Source organism: Jonquetella anthropi DSM 22815 (genome assembly GCF_000237805.1).
GTDB lineage: Bacteria > Synergistota > Synergistia > Synergistales > Dethiosulfovibrionaceae > Jonquetella > Jonquetella anthropi.
The window spans coordinates 1,278,124-1,295,880 of the sequence record NZ_CM001376.1 but is presented as its reverse complement, the minus strand read 5'-3'; the positions used below and the strand labels follow the sequence as shown (position 1 = coordinate 1,295,880).

Sequence of the window (17,757 nt, the reverse complement as noted above, 5' to 3'; positions counted from 1 at the left end):
TTCCTCCTTCGAGCTTTTTGAGGGCAAATAGCCGACGTGACGAAGCGAAATTCGGGCAGTCGAATAGCTGAACGCAATAATAAAAATTGTAAATTGCAAATCATCTTGCCGTGGCGCGCCGCCTTTATCCCGTTTTTGGAGAAGGGCCGTTGATATAATACGATCAGAAACGGGGGGAGTGCGGATGGCATTGGATAGCGGAAAGCCGAGGGGGGAAAAGGAATACAGTCCATGGGGACTTCTCTTTGTCCTGTCCATGTCCCTGTGCATCTGCATGCTGGGAATCGGCATCGTGAATCCATTGCTTCCATTATACGCGGTTCGCATGGGCGCTGGAGGGGCTTTCCTTGGAGCGGTCATGGGCGCATTTTCGCTGAGCCGAATGACAGCCACGTTCTTTTCCGGCCCGATGGCGGACCGATTTCCCCGCCGGACGCTCATGCTGGGCGGTTTGAGCCTCTACGCCGCCGCGTCGGTTGGGTACATCTTCGCGTCGAAAGCGTGGCACCTGATGGCCGTTCGCCTGCTGAACGGGGTCGGAAGCGCGTTTGTCATTCCCGTGGCGATGGCTATCGGCGCCGAGGTGGCGCCGCCCGGCAAGGAAGGACGCTTCTTCGGCACGATGCAGATGGCGACCTACTTGGGGGTCGGCTTAGGGCCTCTGCTGAGCGGCGTAACCTACGAGCACTGGGGCGTTAAAGCACCGTTTCTCGTCATGTTCGTCAGCTGCTCTGTGGCGGTGGTCGCGAGCCTGATAAAAGTTCCCAAGGGAATCGGCGATTCCTCTCACGACACGAAGTCCCTGTGGCGGTCTATGGGCGGCATTCTGGCTGACCCGGTTCTCTTTCGGGTCATGCTGTACCAGCTGATGACCACCTTTGGCCGCGGCATGACGATGCTTCTGATCCCAATTCTGGCGAATCGGCACGGCCTGTCGGTCTCCCAGATCGGTTATCTGGTCGCCGGCGTGTCCATCTCGTCGGCACTGCTCCAGCAGGTCTCAGGTTGGCTGGCGGATCGGATTTCTAAACGATGGCTGGCAGTCGTCAGCTGTATCCTGACCGGGTCCGTCCTACTGGCTCTGCCTCTGCCCCGCACCTTCGCCGGGTTCATGTTGGTATCGGTCTTGTACGGGGGCGCCAACGCCATCGGTATCCCCGCGACGCTGGCATTTGTGAGCCAGCGAAGCCACATCTACGGCTCCGGCGTGTCGATGGGCGCGTACAACATTGCGTTCGGCATCGGCATGACGGCCGGCCCGATTTTAGGCGGCAGCTTGGAGTCCCACGGCATGGAGGGAACAGCCGTTGCGATTGTGGCGGCCTGTTTGGCTGTCGTTTCCGCCGTGATGGCTCACCCATGTCTGAAGGAGCGCCGTCCGGACTGCGGCTCCGTCTCTGGCGCAGGCGAAGAAAGTGAGTTACAATAGCCGCAAAGATTTCAAACGAACTATTGGAGGTCATTCGCTGTGGAAAAAATCGAACATGCCTCGATTAACGGGGTTGAAGTTCATAACTTGGTCGAGCAGGACTGCGAAGAGGATATCCTGTACAACGGGGATATCTACTTGGACGGTAAGCAGATCGGCAGCTTCTCCGAGCGTCTCGACAAGCCGATGGAGCTCGACGTGCCGGCCACGTATCAGTCGGTGCTGCGCTCCCGCCAGCAGGATTATCTGGAGGCCGTGGCCGACGAGGGAGAGAAGCTGGACGGCGAGGTATTTTTCCTCGATCTGATTGAGCTGGAGCGGTACCTGCAGATGTTCGAGCGGGGGAAGGAAGAAGGCTGCGCCTGCCTGCTGGTGAATTACACCGCCGACGGCGTGGACATCTTCAACGTGGAGAAGGAAGAGGACGTGGAGGAGATCGTCAAGGAAGAGGGCTTTGAGGAGTTCCAAGTCTTTTCCGAGTACGATCACTTCGTCATCAACTGCTGAAGCCTGAAAAATAAAATGGCAGAGCCTTTTAAGGCTCTGCCGTTTTTTATTTCAGACCAAGTTTTGCGTCAAGTTTTGCCTTGTCGAACCCGATGATGTACTCGCCGTCGATTTCCGTCACGGGAACGCCCATCTGTCCGGTCTTTTCTACCAGGGCCTTGATGACGGCCCGGTCCTTCGACACGTCAATTGCCTCAAACTCAACGCCTTTTTTTGTCAGGTAATCCTTAAGCTTGGCGCACCAAGTGCAAGTGGGTGAAGAGTATACCTTAATGGTCATGTTCGTTCTCCTTTCGTCAGGGGGAAACCCCCTAGAAGTTAGTCCTATTATACCCAAGAAATTACTGGCGACGAGAGGGCTTCCCGCCGGTATTCTATCCCCGATTTTACGTAACGGAAAATAACTCGACGAGGTTTACATTACGGAAGAACTGTCAGTTTTTCCCTTGTCTTGAGCCGGCCGTCAGTTTAGACTTTAATAAAAGTTTGCCGCCTAGGCGACAGAAGGGAAACTGGCATGAGAAAAATATATCGTCGAAGCCTTGCTGGGCTTTGCACGGTTTTGATTATCCTCGTGGCAGCCTGCGCTGTTCTGCTGTTCGTCGGGGATTGGGGCGCCCGTCTGGCGTCCCGGTACGGAAAACAATACTTGGCCGGCGTTCCGTTAGACGTGACGTTTGACGATCTTCGCGGCAACTTGGGGTCAGGATATGACCTGACCGGCCTGTCGCTGCGGACTCAAAGCGGTTCTGACGTGCTGGAGCTGAAAGACCTTCGCTTTGGGCTGAGCCGATTGTCCCTGTCGCCGTTGGGCGGCTCGCTCGACCTTCGGTCGTCCGGCCTGAGGCTGACGGCTGGGAACCTGTCCGAATTTTTTAAAGACGTGGACGCCGCGTTTCCGTCTGAGCCAGAGAAGCAGCAGGAGCCGTTTCACAGCCCCCTTCAGTTGGGAACGGTGTTGATTGAGGACTGGCAGGGCACTGACCTGCCGTGGGCTGTTGAGAGGCTGTCCGTCGCTCCGGGCGAAAAGTTCAGCCAGCTGGAGGCGTCCCTTTCGTGGCAGGGCGTGCCGATTCACCTGTCCGGCCTCGTGAGCCCGGACCTGAACGACCCGGCCGGGAACGTGACGGTTCAAGCATTGGACGCGTCGATCACTCTGTCTGGCAGGCTCTCCGAAGGGTTTGACGTGACGCTGTCAGGGCTGAAGCTCGATAAGTTGAAGGAGCTGGAACGGTCCCTTGAGCCGCTTCAGCTGGGCGGAAGCCTGTCGGGTTCAGTCAGGCTCGTCCCAACGAAAAACGGGTGGGCCATCTCGGGGCGGCTGAGCGGCCAAGATCTGGCAGCGCTCGGGTCGCTGATAGGGAGTTTTGTTCTTCCATTTAAGTACGACGGCAGCATGGCGTCGGTGGACGGCGCTTCGGGGACGGTTTTCGGCGGGGCGTTGGCGGCTGACGGGACGTTTGACGCCGGGGATCCGAACTTCCCACTTTTCCTGCAGGTTAAATTGACCGGCGCGCGGCTCGATAAGGCGCCGGGCGTGAAAGGCACAGGCGCCGGCGTTGGCTTAGGCGCCGTTGACGTTCAGTTGGCCGGGCCGCTGAAGGAACTGAGCGGCAAGGCGTCCTTTTCCGACGCTAGACTGTCCTGGCAGGGGCTGACGGCTCAGAAACTCAAAGGTCAGGCGGCGTTCGACCTGGGAAACGCGGATTTTTCCCTGTCCGGTCAAGTGCTGGGCGGGAGCCTGAACGCTTCCGGAACCGTCGGGGAGACCGTGAAGGCCAAGGCATCGCTCAAAGGGGCGAACCTGTCGGGGCTCTCGGTACTGCTTCCGGGCGTCTCTCCTAAAGGAAAGGTGACCGCGTCGGCAAGCGCCGAGGGGCCGAGGCAGAACCCGAACTTCTCGCTTTCGCTGCAGGCTTCCGGCCTCGGCGGCAAGGGAGTGACCGTTGACTCGCTGTCGGCAGAGGCCCTCGGCTCGATGGAGGAAATTAAACTTTCTTCGCTGAAAGCAGGGCTGTTCGGCGGCTCTTTAAAGGCCTCCGGGGCGTTTCGGCTCGCGTCCGGCGGTCTCTGGGGCGACTTGGAGGCTTCGGCGGGCGGTTTCACCGCCAAGGGACTGAAAAAGGGCTGGCCTGCCAGTCCGGTGAGCAGTCTGGGCAAGAACTCCGCGTCGGCGTCGGTGCACCTGCAGGGGCCAAAGCGGTCAGCTGCCGCCAAAGTTTCCGCGGCCAGCGCGGTCGTCTCCGGCACGGCTCTGAAAGACGCGGTTTTTTCTGCCGACTGGGATGGCAAACGGCTGATGGTGAACAAGGCTGGGGTTAAATTGCTGGGCGGGCAGACGGATTTATCCGGAGACGTCACGTTAGAGGCCGACCCGGCTTTGAACCTTTTCGGTACGGCGTCGAAACTGGACCTCCGGGCGCTCGGAATGCCGCTGAGCGGTTTCGTCAACGGCAAGGTGAAGCTGGGCGGAACGGTCAGCAAACCGCAATTGGACGCCCAAGTGAATCTTCCTCAGCTGGCTGTGGGGCGGCTGGTGCTTCAAAATTGTGTGCTGGCAGCGTCAGGCTTTGGAAAGTACAGCGTTCGCCTTTCGGCCGATGGGCCGGACGGCAATCTGCTCAAAGGCGAAGGGACGTTCTCCCTTCCGGCAGACGGGGCCGGCGGCACGGTAGATCTGACCGCTGAGCTGTCGCGTTTTGATTTGTCGTCCGTCGTGCCGCCGATGACGCCGCTGTCCGGCCTGATATCCGGACAGCTGACGGCGAAGGGGAGCCTGCTCCAGCCGTCCGTGACCGCCAGAGTTTGGTCTGACAAGATACAAAGCGGCGCCATCACGGTGTTGAAGCCGGAAGCTCAGGCCGTGATGACCCAGCTGGACAAAATCGACGTGACGATGGCGGCCGGGCTGGGCGACCGGCGTCCGGAGGCTAAAGCGCTTGTGACGCTGAAAAACGGGATCAAGGCGGAGTTCCATTCCAGCGCCCAAGGGATACCGCTTTCGGCGCTAGTTCCTGACGCTAAAGACGTTTTAGCTGGTCGGCTGAGTTGGAAGGTGAAGGGAAAATTCACGCCGAAGGCGGGCGTCCAAGCGGACGGCTTGGTCTCGTCAGATCGGCTCGGAACGCGGTGGATCGCCTTGGACGACCTGTCGCTGCCGATGACGGTCCGAAGCTCGGTGCTCAAGATACCCGCCGGAACGGCGTCCTTGGTCGGCGCACCCGTAACCATTCAGGCGACGGGCGACCTGAAATCGCAAAATCTGAAAGCGGCTCTCGACGCGTCAAACATTCAGGTAGACCGCCTCGTCGCGCCGTTCAAGGTGCCGGGGAAATTTTCCGGCGCGATGGAGCTTCACGCCAAGGCTGATTTCCAGATGGGCGGGCTGCTGTCAGGCGCGCTGACCGGCGAGGTAATCGGCAAGGACGTCTTTATTAACGACGTGCCGTACATGAAGCTCGTGACGTCCGGCTCTCCTGTGAAGATTAAAAAGGCTCTGATCACATTTCGGGCCACCCCGGACGAGGTGTTCATCCTGCCCGGGAGCACCATGTCCGCGTGGGCAGACGACCCGGTATTTTCATACGTGGCGTTCAGCGGGCCGGTGTGGCGTCAATCGTTGGAGTCTGTGCCCGGCGTCCCGAAGGACCTTTTGGCCGGCAGCCGGGATACGGTCAAACTGGCTGTAAACGGCAACTTCAATGTCAAGGCGCTGAACAGCCTTTTGGGCGGTATCGGCGTTCTTATCCAAGGCGGCATGGAGGGCGCGGATCCCAAGGAGCTGGCCAGCGGCTTTGTCCAAGGGCTCATCGGCAACGCAAAGAACCAGTTCAGGGACGTGTCGTTCACCGTGGCCGGGCCGTATGACGACCTTCGGGTCGACGACCTGAAAATCGAGAACGAAATATCCTTCGCCCGAAAGAATGACTGGGCGTATGGGGCTGGGCACATTGGCGACGAGTCGAAGAAGCAGGAGACCAGCTACTCGTTGAAGTTCAAGATCCCAGTCGGCCCCGGCGAAGGAAAGGGCAGCTCGGTCGGGGAGCAGGCCACGAACCAGATTCTGAAACAGATCGTCGACAGCCTGATTCAAGGGGCAGAGGAGTAAGATAGACGATTGATATTTTGCGGCATTACAGTATAATGCACTCACAAACGAATACTCTTATCAAGAGCGGCGGAGGGACTGGCCCTATGAAGCCCGGCAACCTGCCTGAAAAGGTATGGTGCTAAGACCAGCGGCGAACGAGTTCGCCGGATGATGAGAGAAGCTCGGTGAACGCGGCCTCTTCTCATTGGTGAGAAGAGGCCTTTTTCCTGTCCCGTCAGGGGATAATCGAAAGGAGAACGGCATGAAAGAACGAGTGTTTATTACTTCTGAATCGGTGACCGAAGGCCACCCGGACAAAATTGCGGACCAGATATCCGACGCGGTGCTTGACGCGGTTTTGGCCGAAGATCCAATGGGCCGGGTGGCCTGCGAGACCCTTGTGACGACTGGACTCGTCCAGATCGCCGGCGAGATCACCACCACGGCGCGGCTCGACTATCCGGACATTGCCCGGGGCGTTGTCCGCGAGATCGGCTACACCCGTGGCAAGTTCGGCTTCGACTGCGATACCTGCGCGGTGGTCACTTCCATCGACCGGCAGTCTCCCGACATCGCGATGGGCGTTGACCAGTCCTTGGAGCGCAAGGGCGGGGACGAGAGCAATGACGAGGCGGTAGGCGCCGGAGATCAGGGAATGATGATCGGCTACGCCACCGACGCGACGCCCGAGTTCCTTCCCGAGCCGTTTGCTCTGGCCCAGAGAATGGCCCGCCGGCTCACCGCGGTCCGCAAGGTCGGCGAGCTGACGTACCTGCGCCCGGACGGTAAGACTCAGGTGACTTTGGAATACGAAGGGGGCAAGGCGGTTCGGGCGGACGCCATCGTCGTCTCGACCCAGCACAACCCGGAAGTCTCCCTCGAGCAGCTTCGTAGCGACGTGAAGCGCCTCGTTATCGAGCCTGTCATGCCGAAAAACCTGATGGACGGCAAGACGAAGTTCCTCATCAATCCCACGGGGCGGTTTGTTCTGGGCGGCCCTCACGCCGACACAGGGCTCACGGGGCGCAAGATCATCGTCGACACCTACGGCGGCATGGTTCCCCACGGGGGCGGCGCGTTCTCCGGCAAGGACCCGACGAAGGTTGACCGCTCGGCGGCCTACATGGCCCGCTACGCGGCGAAGAACGTCGTCGCTTCCGGGCTGGCTCATCGCTGCCAGATTCAGGTGGCCTACGCCATTGGGGTGGCCGAGCCGGTGTCGTTGATGGTCGAGACGTTCGGCACCTCTCAGGTGTCTGAAGAGGCCCTGACCAAGGCCCTGCGCCAAGTTTTCGACTTCCGTCCGGCGGCGATTATCCGGACGCTGGACCTTCGCCGGCCCCAGTACCGGCGGCTGGCCGCCTACGGGCACATGGGCCGGATTGACCTCGACCCGCTGCCCAAGTGGGAGAACACCGATAAGGCTGATGAGCTTCGCCGCCTTTTGAGCTGACATAAAAAGCCGCGCCGCCGTGTTCAGGCAGCGCGGCTTTTTACGAGTTCGGAAGGCGTCGTTTGCCGGGTTCCTTTCTTGTCGTCGGATGTTAAAATAAGTTAAAAGTTTCTACGGCCAAAGGGTTCCTAGTTGATGAGAGGAGGACGCAGATGAAGAAGAGCATTTTGGCAGCACTATCACTTCTGCTGGTATCGTCGGCGGGGTGGGCGTTCACCAACGAGCCTGACGGGTTCGGGAACATCACTTGGGGCGGGTCGAAGGACTCGCGGCCGGATCTGTCGGTTCAGCAGGACGCCCGCTACGGATCCCGGCCTGTTTTGACCAGCAAGTGGTATACGTCGCCGACCGAAACGTTCGTCTTGGGTGGCGTGACGATGGACACCCCGGTGTACGGATTCGACCCTGACTTGGGATTCTGGGACGTGACAGCCAGCTCGAGGGAGCGGCTGAGCGAGGACCAGAAGGCAGAGCTGAAAAAGTGGCTGATTCAGACCTACGGCGAGCCTGACTATTCCGGCACGTTCAAGCCCGTGTTTGGCCCTCAGTCGCCGGCGCTGTCGTGGCGCGGTGACAAGACGCTTTTGCGGGTCGTGTTCTCCGACACCGTCACGGTGGAGTACTCGTCCGCCCAGTTGGCCAATAAGGCCGTCCTGTTGGACGCGAAGCGCCGAACCAAATAGTTCGTTATGAAAAACGAGCCCCCGAAGGCCGAACCGGCCTTCGGGGGCTTCTTTTTTTATTCGCACAGGAATCGGCGGTGAACGGCGTTCAGCAGCTCGTCAATTCGGTCGGTGGCCACCAAGCAGGTTAGCCGGTTGCCGCTGGTCGTCAGCCGCCGCGGCGGCGTCTTCTGGTCGATCAGCAGCTGGGTCAGCGCGCGGGCCGTCTCCGGGTGGTTGCCGATCCCCGAGCCGATCAATGACAGCGAGACCAGTCCGCGGGTCACTGCCAGCGGCGTCAGGTTCCACCGGCGCCAAGCGTCGTCGACCGCCTTATCGCCCTGTTTGAACCAGACCGTGAGCCGCGTCTCAGTGACGGCGAAGTCGAGCGGCGAAGCTCCCTGATCGTCCAGCGACGAGAGGAGATTCCATGTTTTTTCCGTCCGGCTGAACACCGCTTCGGCCCAGCCGGTCTCGTGGGCGAGGGCGGCAATGCCGCTCCGCTCGTTCACGTCCTTCATGATCCAAGATCCCTCCGTTTCGTCAAAGCTGGACGCCAGATACACCGGAACGTTCAGCCGCGCGGCCAGTTCGACGCAGCGGGCTTGGAGAACCCGTGAACCGGCGTGAGAAAGCTCACAGCACAGCGAGACGTCCATTTGGGGAATCTTGTGGGCGTCCGGAACGATTTTCGGGTCGGCCGAGTAGAGGCCGCCAACGTCGGTGTAAATGGAGCACACTCGGGCGTCCAGCGCCGCTGCCAGAGCGATGGCCGTCAGGTCACTGCCGCCTCGGCCGAGGGTCATCACGTCGCCCCGGCTGTCCAAAGCCTGAAAACCGGCTACCACGGCGACGGCCCCTTCATCGAGCGTCTGTCGGACGCTTTGGGCGTCAAACGATGTGATGAGGGCACGTCCGTGCCTGCCCGCCGCGCAAATGCCGCACTGCCCGGCCGTGAGGGAACGGGCCATCACGCCTTGGGCCCGCAGGGCCAAGGCGAGCAGTGCGACGGACTGGATTTCGCCGGTGGCTAAAAGCTGGTCGACTTCCCGCTCGTCCCGGCCGTGAGGCGAGACGGTGTCGGCCAACTCCAACAGCTTGTCGGTCGTACGCCCCATGGCCGATACCACCGCGGCGACGCGCCAGCCGTCCTGACAGAACGAGCGGATTCTGGAAGCCACTCGGGCCAGCAGCGTTGGCGTCGCCACCGAGCTGCCGCCGAACTTGACGACCATGACCGGCGGGCAGTCTGCCGGCATCTCAGACCTCCCGCGGGCCGTCAGGGTTTTCCAGCCCTTCAACCTCGTTCAATTGGTACTCGGTGACGATTTTTTGCTCGATCACTCGTCCCGAGCCGCCGCAGTCCTCGCAGGACCGCTCGTCCGAACCCCAGCGGAGCGTTCCCAGCCCGCCGCAGCTCCGGCAGATCCGAACCTTCATGGTCTCGTCGTCAAACGACAGGTTTGGTCCCAGCTCGTCAAGTCCCAGCTCGTTTTTGAGCGTCTTGACGATAATCCGGCCGGTTCCGCCGCACTCGCTGCACTTGAACCGGTTCCCAGTCAGGTCTTGGCCGAACCCGACGCCCTTGCATTTTTTGCAGATCTTGATCTTCATCGTTTCGGGGTCGAACTGGACCCCGTGAACTTGGCGCTCCAAAGAATCACTCCTCGTCATGTCAGGCCGCTCATGCGGCCGCTATTTTCCGCCCGTCAGGCGCGCAACTTCGTCCGCAAGCGGGGCCTCGATGTCGCGTTCCTCGTCCAGCTGGGTCAGCCGTCCGTCCCGGAGAACTTGCCTGCCGCCGACGAAAAGCTCGCTGACTTTGCCGCGGCGAAGAACGCGGAAATCCGCCCAGCCGCCGACCCGCAGGTCTCCGACCGTCGACGTGCCGCAGAAAAACGGCGCTTGGCCGAGTCGCTCGATCGTCTGAGGCCTGACGACTCCGCTGAACTTCTTCGCCAAAAAAGCCCGCTCGCCCGACACGGACAGGTCGTCGTTGCTGGCTTCGCCGTCGGTGCCAAGCCAAGGGACGACCCCTGACGCGAGCATGGCCGGCAGATCGGGGAACCCGGCCTTGACGCGGGCGTTCATTCGGGCGTTCAGGACGACTTTCGCCCTGCCCTTCGCCAGCACGGACCGCTCGTCGTCGTCGAGCCAGCAGCAGTCGGAGAAAATCAGGCCGTCGAGGCCCGGAATTTCTCCTCGGTCGGCCAGCTGTTGCAGATAGACCAGCGGCCGCACGCCGAAGGCGTCGAGGGACAGCTTCACGTCCCCTTGGTCTTCCGACAGATGAAGCTGGACCGGCCTGTTCAGCTCGGCTCCCAGCCTGATTCCCGCGGCGATCGCCTGAGGCGTGTTGGCGTGAAAGCTGTGAAGCGCCGGGCAGACCGTGACGAGGTCGTCTTCCTCGCTCATCAGCTCGCGGACGTTTCGCGCCGCCACTTCGATCGGCTCGTAGTAGCTCTTTTGGGACGCCTTTTTCCCCTCGTAGGCGTTCTCGTTGATGATGTCGTAGTTCATCCGCCCGAAGACGAGCCGAATCCCCACGTCCCGAGCGGCGGCGATCACGGCTCGGGCGTTCTCGTTGTCCCGGTTGCCGTGCAGGTAGAACGAGACCATGACGCTGGAAACGCCGAGCCGGACCATACGGCCGAACGCCCGCCGGCAGGCCAGCCGGACGGATCGGGCCGTGAGGGAAACCGAATGCCGGTAAATGGTGTGCCGGCACCAGGTGCCCAGATCCCATGACGGGTCAACGATGTCGGTGTAGATTGACTGTTCTGGGTGGGAGTGAGCGTTAAAATCGCCGGCTTGGATCAGACAGTCCGAGTCGAAGACGGTCCCTTCGGCGGCGAACCCCGTCCGAATCGCGTCGATCCTTCCCCGGTAGTCCACCGAAAGCGCGCCTTCAAACTCTTTCGTCCCGTCCCAAATCTTTCCGGAAAACCACATGTCGATCCCCCCTGTTCGGGTACCATTATGAGGCAAAACGTGGCGCGGTCAAGCTGACGAAAAACGCCCCGGTTCATTACGAACCGGGGCGTTTTGTTACCGACGTCTTGACCGGCGCCGGGGGGAGTTCTTGCTTCTGCCGTTTCTCCACAGCACGACGGCCCAGTAAAGCCGGCTCATTTCGCGGAAGTCCCGCGGCTCGACTGATAAGATCCGCTGGAGTTTCTCGAGCCGGTAGTCCACAGTGGTCCGATGGACGTGGAGCAGTTCAGCGGCGCGGACGACGCTGAACCCGCTCTCGCACCACGCGGCAATCGTGTCCTGAAGCTCGTCGCCGTCGTTGCGGGCGAAAAGCGGCGCCAGCTCTCGCTCGACCAGCGCGTCCTGCAGGGTCATCTCAGACTTGAGAAGCAGCTCTTCAATTCGATAGCCGGAAATGCAGTGAATCGGCTCGGATGAGTCGGCGTTGCCGCCCATCTGGAGCGCTGCCAAAGCCTCGCGGTACGATGCCGACAGGCCGTCGATATCTCGGTGAATCCCGCCGATGCCGATTTTGCACGGCAGTTTGGCGGCAGTCAGCCGGTTCAGCAGGGTCTCGCAGCGCTTTTTCACGTCGTCCAGAACGCTTCGGGAGGACGTATCGTCGTCGCAGTTCACGGCGCAAAACGCCACAAACCGGTGCGGGCTCGTGGAGCCGCACAGGTCGCCCGGGTTGCCGAAGCATGTCCTGATTTCAGAAAGCAGGCGCTGCTGGGCCGAGTAATCGGCCCCGTGAGAGCTCCCTTCGTCCGGCTGGGACGTCTCGTTGAGGGCGACGACGCAGTAGCTGGACGAGGGGGTGTAGCCCATCAGCTCGGCCCGCGTCTCGTAGATTTTCGGGTCGTTGATTCCCTGTTTGAACAGGGCGATGTCGCTGACAAGCGCCTGGAAGTTGCGCTCTCGCTCCTGAAGTTCCGCCGCGGCGATGCGCTCTTTTAAGTACAGCTCGGCCTGGGTCTTCACCAGCAGGGCAAACGGACGAACAAGTTCGGGCGCGCCGGTCAGGGCGATGGTGCCGGCGACCTTTCGGTCGACGCCAAGAATTGGGTAGGTGACGCCCGGCTTCGTCCCCTTGAGAAGTTTGGCGTCCTCCTCGCTCTCCCAGCGGGGCTGTCCGGACGCGGCGACCTGCGCGCAGGCCTCGTTGAGCGTCCCGATTCCCCGCGTCGGATCGCTGCAGCCGATGATGATGCCCGCCAGATCGGTAATAACCACGTCGTACCCGATAGTTCGGGCGATAGTTTCCGCCAATTCCTGCGCAATAGGCCTAAGCATTTCTTCCGTCCCTCCTGGAAATCCCTTTTTACCGTTAAACTGCTGATTCAAAAATAAATCGCTTGTCCTGAGACCAAATGATACAAACGTCACAATATCAGTTTACGATATTTTCCCCAAAAAAGCGACGGGAAAAGACAAAAGAAGCCCCTAGTTTATCCCCAAAATGTGAAAAATAATGGTCCTTTCAAAACTTCCGGCCTATTCCAAGCCGGCGGACCGCTTGAGTCGGTCCTGAAGGGCTCGGCCGATGCCGCTTCCGTCCGGCCATTGGACGACGATAGGCAGGTTTTCCCGCTCCAAGTCCCGAAGGCCGGCGAAGTAGCCGTGAGCGAACGCCGCCAGATCATCAAACAGAATCTGGCGGGCTGGGCGGACGGGCGGCTCCGACTGTCCCATGAAGCAGAACTGGCTCGGCCAGTCGAACGGTTCATCTGCCTTCCACAGCAACACGGCCACGGCCGGGGCGTAGTGCCGGTATCGCGTTCCGGGGGAGCGGCGAAGTTCCAGCGCGCCGCGGGGAAAGGCGACCGGGCCGAGGACTGATTCCAGTTCCTCAAGCGAAACGCCGCCGGGGCGAAGCAAAACTGGGGCGTCTCCTGTGATGTCCAGCACGGTGGACTCCAGCCCAACCGAGCAGGGGCCGCCGTCGATGACCAGATCAACCCGGCCGTTCAGGTCCTGCGCGACGGTCGCCGCGTCGGTCGGGCTGGGCCGTCCGCTCACGTTGGCGCTCGGCGCGGCCAGAGGGAACGGGCAGGCCGAAAGGAGAGCGCGGGCCGTCGGGTGCGACGGCATTCGGCAGCCCACCGTGTCCAGTCCTCCTCGGACGGCAAGCGGGACGATCGGCTTGGCCGGCAGGACGAGCGTCAGAGGGCCCGGCCAGAACCGGGCCATGAGTTTTTTGGCTCGGTCGGAGACGTCTGCCGACAGCTCAACCGCTTCCGGGGACGGAAAGTGAAGGATCAGCGGGTTGTCCGACGGCCGCCCTTTGGCGGCGTAAATTCGCTTGGCGGCTTCAGAGTCCCAGCCATTGCCGCCCAATCCGTAGACGGTTTCAGTAGGGAAGGCGACGAGCCGGCCGTCCGACAGGAGCTTGACGGCTCGGTTGAGGACGGCGCGGTTCGGCTTGTTTGGGTCGAACGGCAGGACTTGGGTCATAAGTAGCTACCCCCCATCAGGCTCAGGGCGCGGGCCTTGAACTCCGGGAACGTCCCGTCCAAGATCGCCGCTCTGGCGCCGCGCATCAGGCCGACCAAGAAGTGCAGGTTGTGCCATGAAATGAGCCGGGACGCGAGGATCTCGCCGCACCTGAACAGGTGGCGAATGTAGGCGCGGGAAAAATGCGTGCAGGCGTAGCAGGAACAGTCCGGATCGAGTGGGCCGAAGTCCTCGGCAAATCGGGAGGCCTTAATGCTGTACTTGCCTCGGGACGAGTGGACCGTGCCAGTCCGTCCGTCACGGGTCGGCATGACGCAGTCGAACATGTCGACGCCGCGGGCGACCCCTTCCAGAAGGTTGTCGGGCCGCCCCACGCCCATCAGGTAGCGGGGCTTCGTCCGAGGCAGAAGCGGCGTAAGCTTGTCAAGGCAGGCGTACATCTCTTGGGCCGTCTCGCCGACCGACAGCCCGCCGATGCCGTAGCCGTTGAAGTCGAGCCGCGTCAGTTCGTCGGCGCAGCGGGATCGAAGGTCGTCGAACAGGCCGCCCTGGACGATGCCGAACAGCGCCTGATCGCTTCGGCTATGGGCGGTCTTGCATCGTCCGGCCCACTTCAGCGTTAGTTCTGTGGCTCGCTCGGCTTCCTCGCGGGTAGCCGGCAGCTTGAGGCATTGGTCAAAGCACATGGCAATGTCCGCGCCGAGCTTTTCCTGAATGTCCATCGAGAGCTCAGGGGACAGGAAAAGCGGCGCGCCGTTCAGATGAGACCGAAAGTGAACGCCTTCTTCGGTGATCTGATTCAGGCTGGACAGCGAAAAGACCTGAAAGCCGCCGCTGTCGGTGAGAATCGGCCGGTCCCAGTTCATGAAGCCGTGCAGGCCGCCGGCCTTCTCGACCAGCTCCGGCCCCGGCCTGAGCCACAGGTGATACGTGTTTGAAAGGATAATCGAAGCGCCCAGTTCTTTCAGCTCGTCCGGCGACATGGCCTTCACCGTGGCAAGAGTGCCGACGGGCATAAAGACCGGCGTGGGAATTACCCCGTGAGGGGTGACGAACTCGCCGGCCCGCGCGCCGGTTTCCGGGCATTCGGCCAGAACTTTGAACTCGAACATCACAGGACCTCCAGTCCGAAAAGGCGCGCCGCGTTCGCTCTGACCGCTTCGGCCAGCTCGCCGACGCTCACGTTTTTCACCCCAGCCAACTTGCTGTACACCAATGGAACCCACGACGGCCGGTTCGTTTTGCCCCGAAAGGGGACGGGCGCCATGTAGGGGCAGTCGGTTTCAACCAAAAGGGACTCCAACGGCACGCCGCCCAGCGTCTCGCGCAGCTCGTCCCGGGAAGCGAACGTGACCGCGCCGGTGACGCCGATGAACCAGCCCCGCTCGAGGCCGGCCGCCGCGTCGGCCGAAGTGCCGTCAAAACAGTGGAGGACCGCTCCGCATGGGGTCGGTTCGCTGTCCGTGACGGCCCAGAAGTCGCCGTACGCCTCCCGGACGTGGAAGACCACGGGCTTTTTCGTCTCGCCGGCCAGGCGGAGCTGAAGGCGCAACGCGTCCAACTGCCGGTCCCTCGGCGACAGGTTGTAGTGGTAGTCGAGGCCGATCTCGCCGAGGGCGGCCGTCTCCGGCTGGCCGAGGAGCTCTTTCAGCTGGTCCGTCCAGCCGTCCGGGAGGGCGGACGTCTCGTGAGGGTGGACGCCGGCCGTCGCTTTTAGCGCCATGCGGCCGCCCCACCGGCGGCACAACGATATCGCCTGACGGCTGTCGTCAAGCGTCGTGCCCACGATCACCGCGCCGCGGACATTTGCGGCCGAGCAGGCGTCAAGCTCGTCGGGCATCAGGCTTTCGAGTTCGGGTGAGTTGAGGTGGCAGTGGCTGTCAATATACGTCATCAGGAAAAAATTTGGTCTCCTTTGGGGTGGCAAAGAGAAAGGCCCTCGGGCAGGGGCGCTCGAGGGCCTGAAACGGTCAGTGAACCCGGGTTCCCAGAGGAATATCCTCCACAGGAGCCAGAAGCGAGAGGGTCTCCTTTTTGCCGTCAGGCGTGCGGACCGACGCGGCTAAAAGCATGCCTTTGCTTTCCACGCCGCACATGACCGCCGGCTTGAGGTTGGCTACCACGATGATCCGCCGTCCGGTCAGCTGCTCGGGCGTGTAAAACTCCTTGATGCTGGACGCGATGACGCGCTTTTCAAAGCCCAAGTCAATCGTGAGCTTGTAGAGCTTCTTCGCCCGCTGAATCGGTTCGACCGAAACGATCTGGGCTACACGCAGTTCGATCTTGGAGAAGTCGTCGATCGAGATCTCAGGCTCCCGATCGGTCGGGCCGAGCTTGGCGGCGTCTCTGGCCGCCTTGTCCTTGGCCCACTGAACCATGTCGATTCTCGGGAACAGCGCGTCGCCCCGGTGAGTGCGGTACTCTTCCACGCCGCCCCACTTCCAGCTCTCCCAGCCGACCGACTCGGGCGAGCCGGCGAGGCCCAGCTGCTCCCAGATTCGATTTGCCGACTCGGGCATGAACGGGGCAACTCCCAGAGCAGACAGCCGAAGGACTTCGCACAGGGTGTAAAGCACTTGGTTGAGCCGCTCGGCGTTCTCCGGGCCGGAGAGTTTCCACGGCATCGTCTCGTCGATATATTTGTTGGCGCGGCTAATCAGGCTCCAAAGGGCCTTCAAGGCGTCTTCAAACCCGTAGCCATCCATCAGCGAGCGGTACTCTTCTGCCGTCTTCGCCCCCAGCGCGGCCACCTCTTCGTCCAGTGCCTCGCGCTTCTGCGGCGCGGCGACGACGCCCTCCTGATACTTGACCGCCATCGTCACGGTGCGGCTCAGCAGGTTGCCCAAGTCGTTGGCCAAATCGCTGTTGATCTGCTTGGCCAGAGCCTCTTCAGAGAAGTCGCCGTCAAGCCCGAAGGGCATCTGGCGGAAGAGGAAATACCGGAACGCGTCGCGGCCGTAGCGGCCGATCATCTCGTGAGGGTTCACCGCGTTCCCCTTGGACTTGGACATCTTCTCGCCCTCGACGGTCCACCAGCCGTGGGAGAAGACCTGCTTGGGCGGCGTCAGGCCGAGCATCATCAGCATGATCGGCCAAATAATGCAGTGGAACCGAATGATATCCTTGCCGACTAGGTGATTGACCTCAGGCCAGAACGCGTCCATTTTCTTCTGGTCGGTCCCGTAGCCGCAGGCGGTCAGGTAGTTGATCAGCGCGTCGAACCATACGTAGATGGTATGCCGCTCGTCGCCCGGGACGGGGATCGCCCACTTGACCGTCGTGCGGGAGATCGACTGGTCTTTCAGGCCGCCGCGGAGGAAGCTGACGACCTCGTTGTACCGCTGCTGCGGGCCGATGGCGTTCGGGTTGGCTTCGTAAAAGGCCAGCAGCTTGTCAGCCCACGCGGACGTGCGGAGGAAGTAGCTCTCTTCTTCCATTTCAATCAAAGGCCGGCCGCAGTCCGGGCAGGTTCTTCCCTCGCCGGCGCTGCTTTCTGGCACGTACGCCTCGCAGGGCACGCAGTACAGCCCCTTGTACGTTCCCTTGTAGATGTCGCCCTGAGCCAGCAGCTTTTGGAAGATCGCCTGAACGGTCTTGATGTGCCGCTCTTGGGTTGTCCGGATAAAATCGTCGTTGCTGGCCCCGATGACGGGCAGCAGCTCGCGGAACTTCTCCGACAGGCCGTCGGTCAGCTTCTGCGGGTCAACTCCCTTGGCCGCTGCCGCTTGGGCGACCTTCTGGCCGTGCTCGTCGGTGCCGGTAAGGAAGAAGACGTCATACCCGGACATTCGCTTGAACCGGGCCATCACGTCGGCCGCGATGGTGGTGTAGGCGTGTCCAATGTGGGGGATATCGTTGACGTAGTAAATCGGCGTGGTGATGTAAAAACTTTTGCTCATGACTTCTGCCTCCTAACCAGGGGGGCCGCTGAAGCCCGCGGCCGCCGGGTGATTTTGTTATTCTAGCGCGGAAGCGGCAGTCGTTCAACACTTCGATGACCCGAAAGGGCATATTTGCAGGCCTCTTTTTAATTTTCTGATCATTTTCTTAGCGCAGAGCGCCGGAAGGCCGAAGTTTTTCGGTTTGATCCGGCGGGAGTTTTGAAAGCCGGTGAAAACTCGGGCGTTTTGTTGTAAAGTTATCCTCACCCGAACACCGGCCGCCGAACAGGGCGGTCGGGTTTGATAAG

14 protein-coding genes and 1 riboswitch are annotated in these 17,757 nt (G+C 61.3%); of the genes, 5 read left to right on the top strand and 9 right to left on the bottom strand.

Annotated elements, in window-relative coordinates:
* Positions 1 to 184 precede the first annotated feature (184 nt).
* Entirely contained in the window at positions 185 to 1,429 is a 1,245-nt protein-coding gene (locus tag JONANDRAFT_RS06030) for an MFS transporter (protein WP_008523177.1), read from the top strand.
* Positions 1,430 to 1,468: 39 nt separating this feature from the next.
* Positions 1,469 to 1,936 carry a hypothetical protein gene (locus JONANDRAFT_RS06025; protein ID WP_008521676.1) on the top strand — a complete coding sequence of 156 codons (468 nt, stop codon included), beginning with the start codon at positions 1,469 to 1,471 and terminating at the stop codon, positions 1,934 to 1,936.
* Positions 1,937 to 1,982: 46 nt separating this feature from the next.
* On the opposite strand, the gene JONANDRAFT_RS06020 is transcribed toward JONANDRAFT_RS06025, so the two are convergent.
* Positions 1,983 to 2,216: a glutaredoxin family protein gene (locus tag JONANDRAFT_RS06020; RefSeq protein ID WP_008521675.1), complete on the bottom strand. Its 234-nt coding sequence runs from the start codon at positions 2,214 to 2,216 to the stop codon at positions 1,983 to 1,985.
* Positions 2,217 to 2,453: 237 nt separating this feature from the next.
* Here JONANDRAFT_RS06020 and JONANDRAFT_RS06015 point away from each other — a divergent pair, with 237 nt between their 5' ends.
* The 3 genes from JONANDRAFT_RS06015 to JONANDRAFT_RS06005 all read left to right on the top strand — a co-directional run bounded on the left by JONANDRAFT_RS06015 (position 2,454) and on the right by JONANDRAFT_RS06005 (position 8,162).
* Positions 2,454 to 6,044 (top strand): translocation/assembly module TamB domain-containing protein, encoded by a 3,591-nt coding sequence (locus JONANDRAFT_RS06015; protein WP_008523176.1) that lies wholly within the window; start codon positions 2,454 to 2,456, stop codon positions 6,042 to 6,044.
* Positions 6,045 to 6,098: 54 nt separating this feature from the next.
* Positions 6,099 to 6,204: riboswitch (SAM riboswitch) on the top strand.
* Positions 6,205 to 6,288: 84 nt separating this feature from the next.
* Positions 6,289 to 7,479 carry a methionine adenosyltransferase gene (gene metK, locus JONANDRAFT_RS06010; RefSeq protein ID WP_008521673.1) on the top strand — a complete coding sequence of 397 codons (1,191 nt, stop codon included), beginning with the start codon at positions 6,289 to 6,291 and terminating at the stop codon, positions 7,477 to 7,479.
* Positions 7,480 to 7,631: 152 nt separating this feature from the next.
* Positions 7,632 to 8,162: a hypothetical protein gene (locus JONANDRAFT_RS06005; protein ID WP_008521672.1), complete on the top strand. Its 531-nt coding sequence runs from the start codon at positions 7,632 to 7,634 to the stop codon at positions 8,160 to 8,162.
* Positions 8,163 to 8,218: 56 nt separating this feature from the next.
* Here JONANDRAFT_RS06005 and JONANDRAFT_RS06000 read toward each other — a convergent pair whose 3' ends face one another.
* The 8 genes from JONANDRAFT_RS06000 to metG all read right to left on the bottom strand — a co-directional run bounded on the left by JONANDRAFT_RS06000 (position 8,219) and on the right by metG (position 17,467).
* Entirely contained in the window at positions 8,219 to 9,400 is a 1,182-nt protein-coding gene (locus JONANDRAFT_RS06000) for an aspartate kinase (RefSeq protein WP_008523174.1), read from the bottom strand.
* A 1-nt stretch (position 9,401) separates the two neighbouring features.
* Positions 9,402 to 9,815, bottom strand: a complete 414-nt coding sequence (locus JONANDRAFT_RS05995; protein WP_008521669.1) for a hypothetical protein — start codon at positions 9,813 to 9,815, stop codon at positions 9,402 to 9,404.
* 21 nt (positions 9,816 to 9,836) lie between these two features.
* Positions 9,837 to 11,093, bottom strand: coding sequence for an amidohydrolase family protein (locus JONANDRAFT_RS05990; protein ID WP_008523172.1), 1,257 nt, complete (start codon positions 11,091 to 11,093; stop codon positions 9,837 to 9,839).
* Between the two features lie 96 nt (positions 11,094 to 11,189).
* The gene (locus JONANDRAFT_RS05985; protein ID WP_008523171.1) at positions 11,190 to 12,407 is read right to left on the bottom strand and encodes a CdaR family transcriptional regulator; all 1,218 of its coding nucleotides are present in this window, start codon (positions 12,405 to 12,407) and stop codon (positions 11,190 to 11,192) included.
* Between the two features lie 201 nt (positions 12,408 to 12,608).
* The gene (locus JONANDRAFT_RS05980; protein WP_008523170.1) at positions 12,609 to 13,568 is read right to left on the bottom strand and encodes an L-threonylcarbamoyladenylate synthase; all 960 of its coding nucleotides are present in this window, start codon (positions 13,566 to 13,568) and stop codon (positions 12,609 to 12,611) included.
* Entirely contained in the window at positions 13,565 to 14,680 is a 1,116-nt protein-coding gene (tgt, locus tag JONANDRAFT_RS05975; protein WP_008521661.1) for a tRNA guanosine(34) transglycosylase Tgt, read from the bottom strand. Before tgt ends, JONANDRAFT_RS05980 begins: the two co-directional genes overlap by 4 nt.
* On the bottom strand, positions 14,680 to 15,462 hold the full coding sequence (locus JONANDRAFT_RS05970) for a TatD family hydrolase (RefSeq protein WP_008521660.1): 783 nt from the start codon (positions 15,460 to 15,462) through the stop codon (positions 14,680 to 14,682). The genes tgt and JONANDRAFT_RS05970 overlap by 1 nt, the downstream gene beginning before the upstream one ends.
* A gap of 76 nt (positions 15,463 to 15,538) precedes the next feature.
* On the bottom strand, positions 15,539 to 17,467 hold the full coding sequence (gene metG, locus JONANDRAFT_RS05965; RefSeq protein ID WP_008521659.1) for a methionine--tRNA ligase: 1,929 nt from the start codon (positions 17,465 to 17,467) through the stop codon (positions 15,539 to 15,541).
* Positions 17,468 to 17,757: the final 290 nt, after the last annotated feature.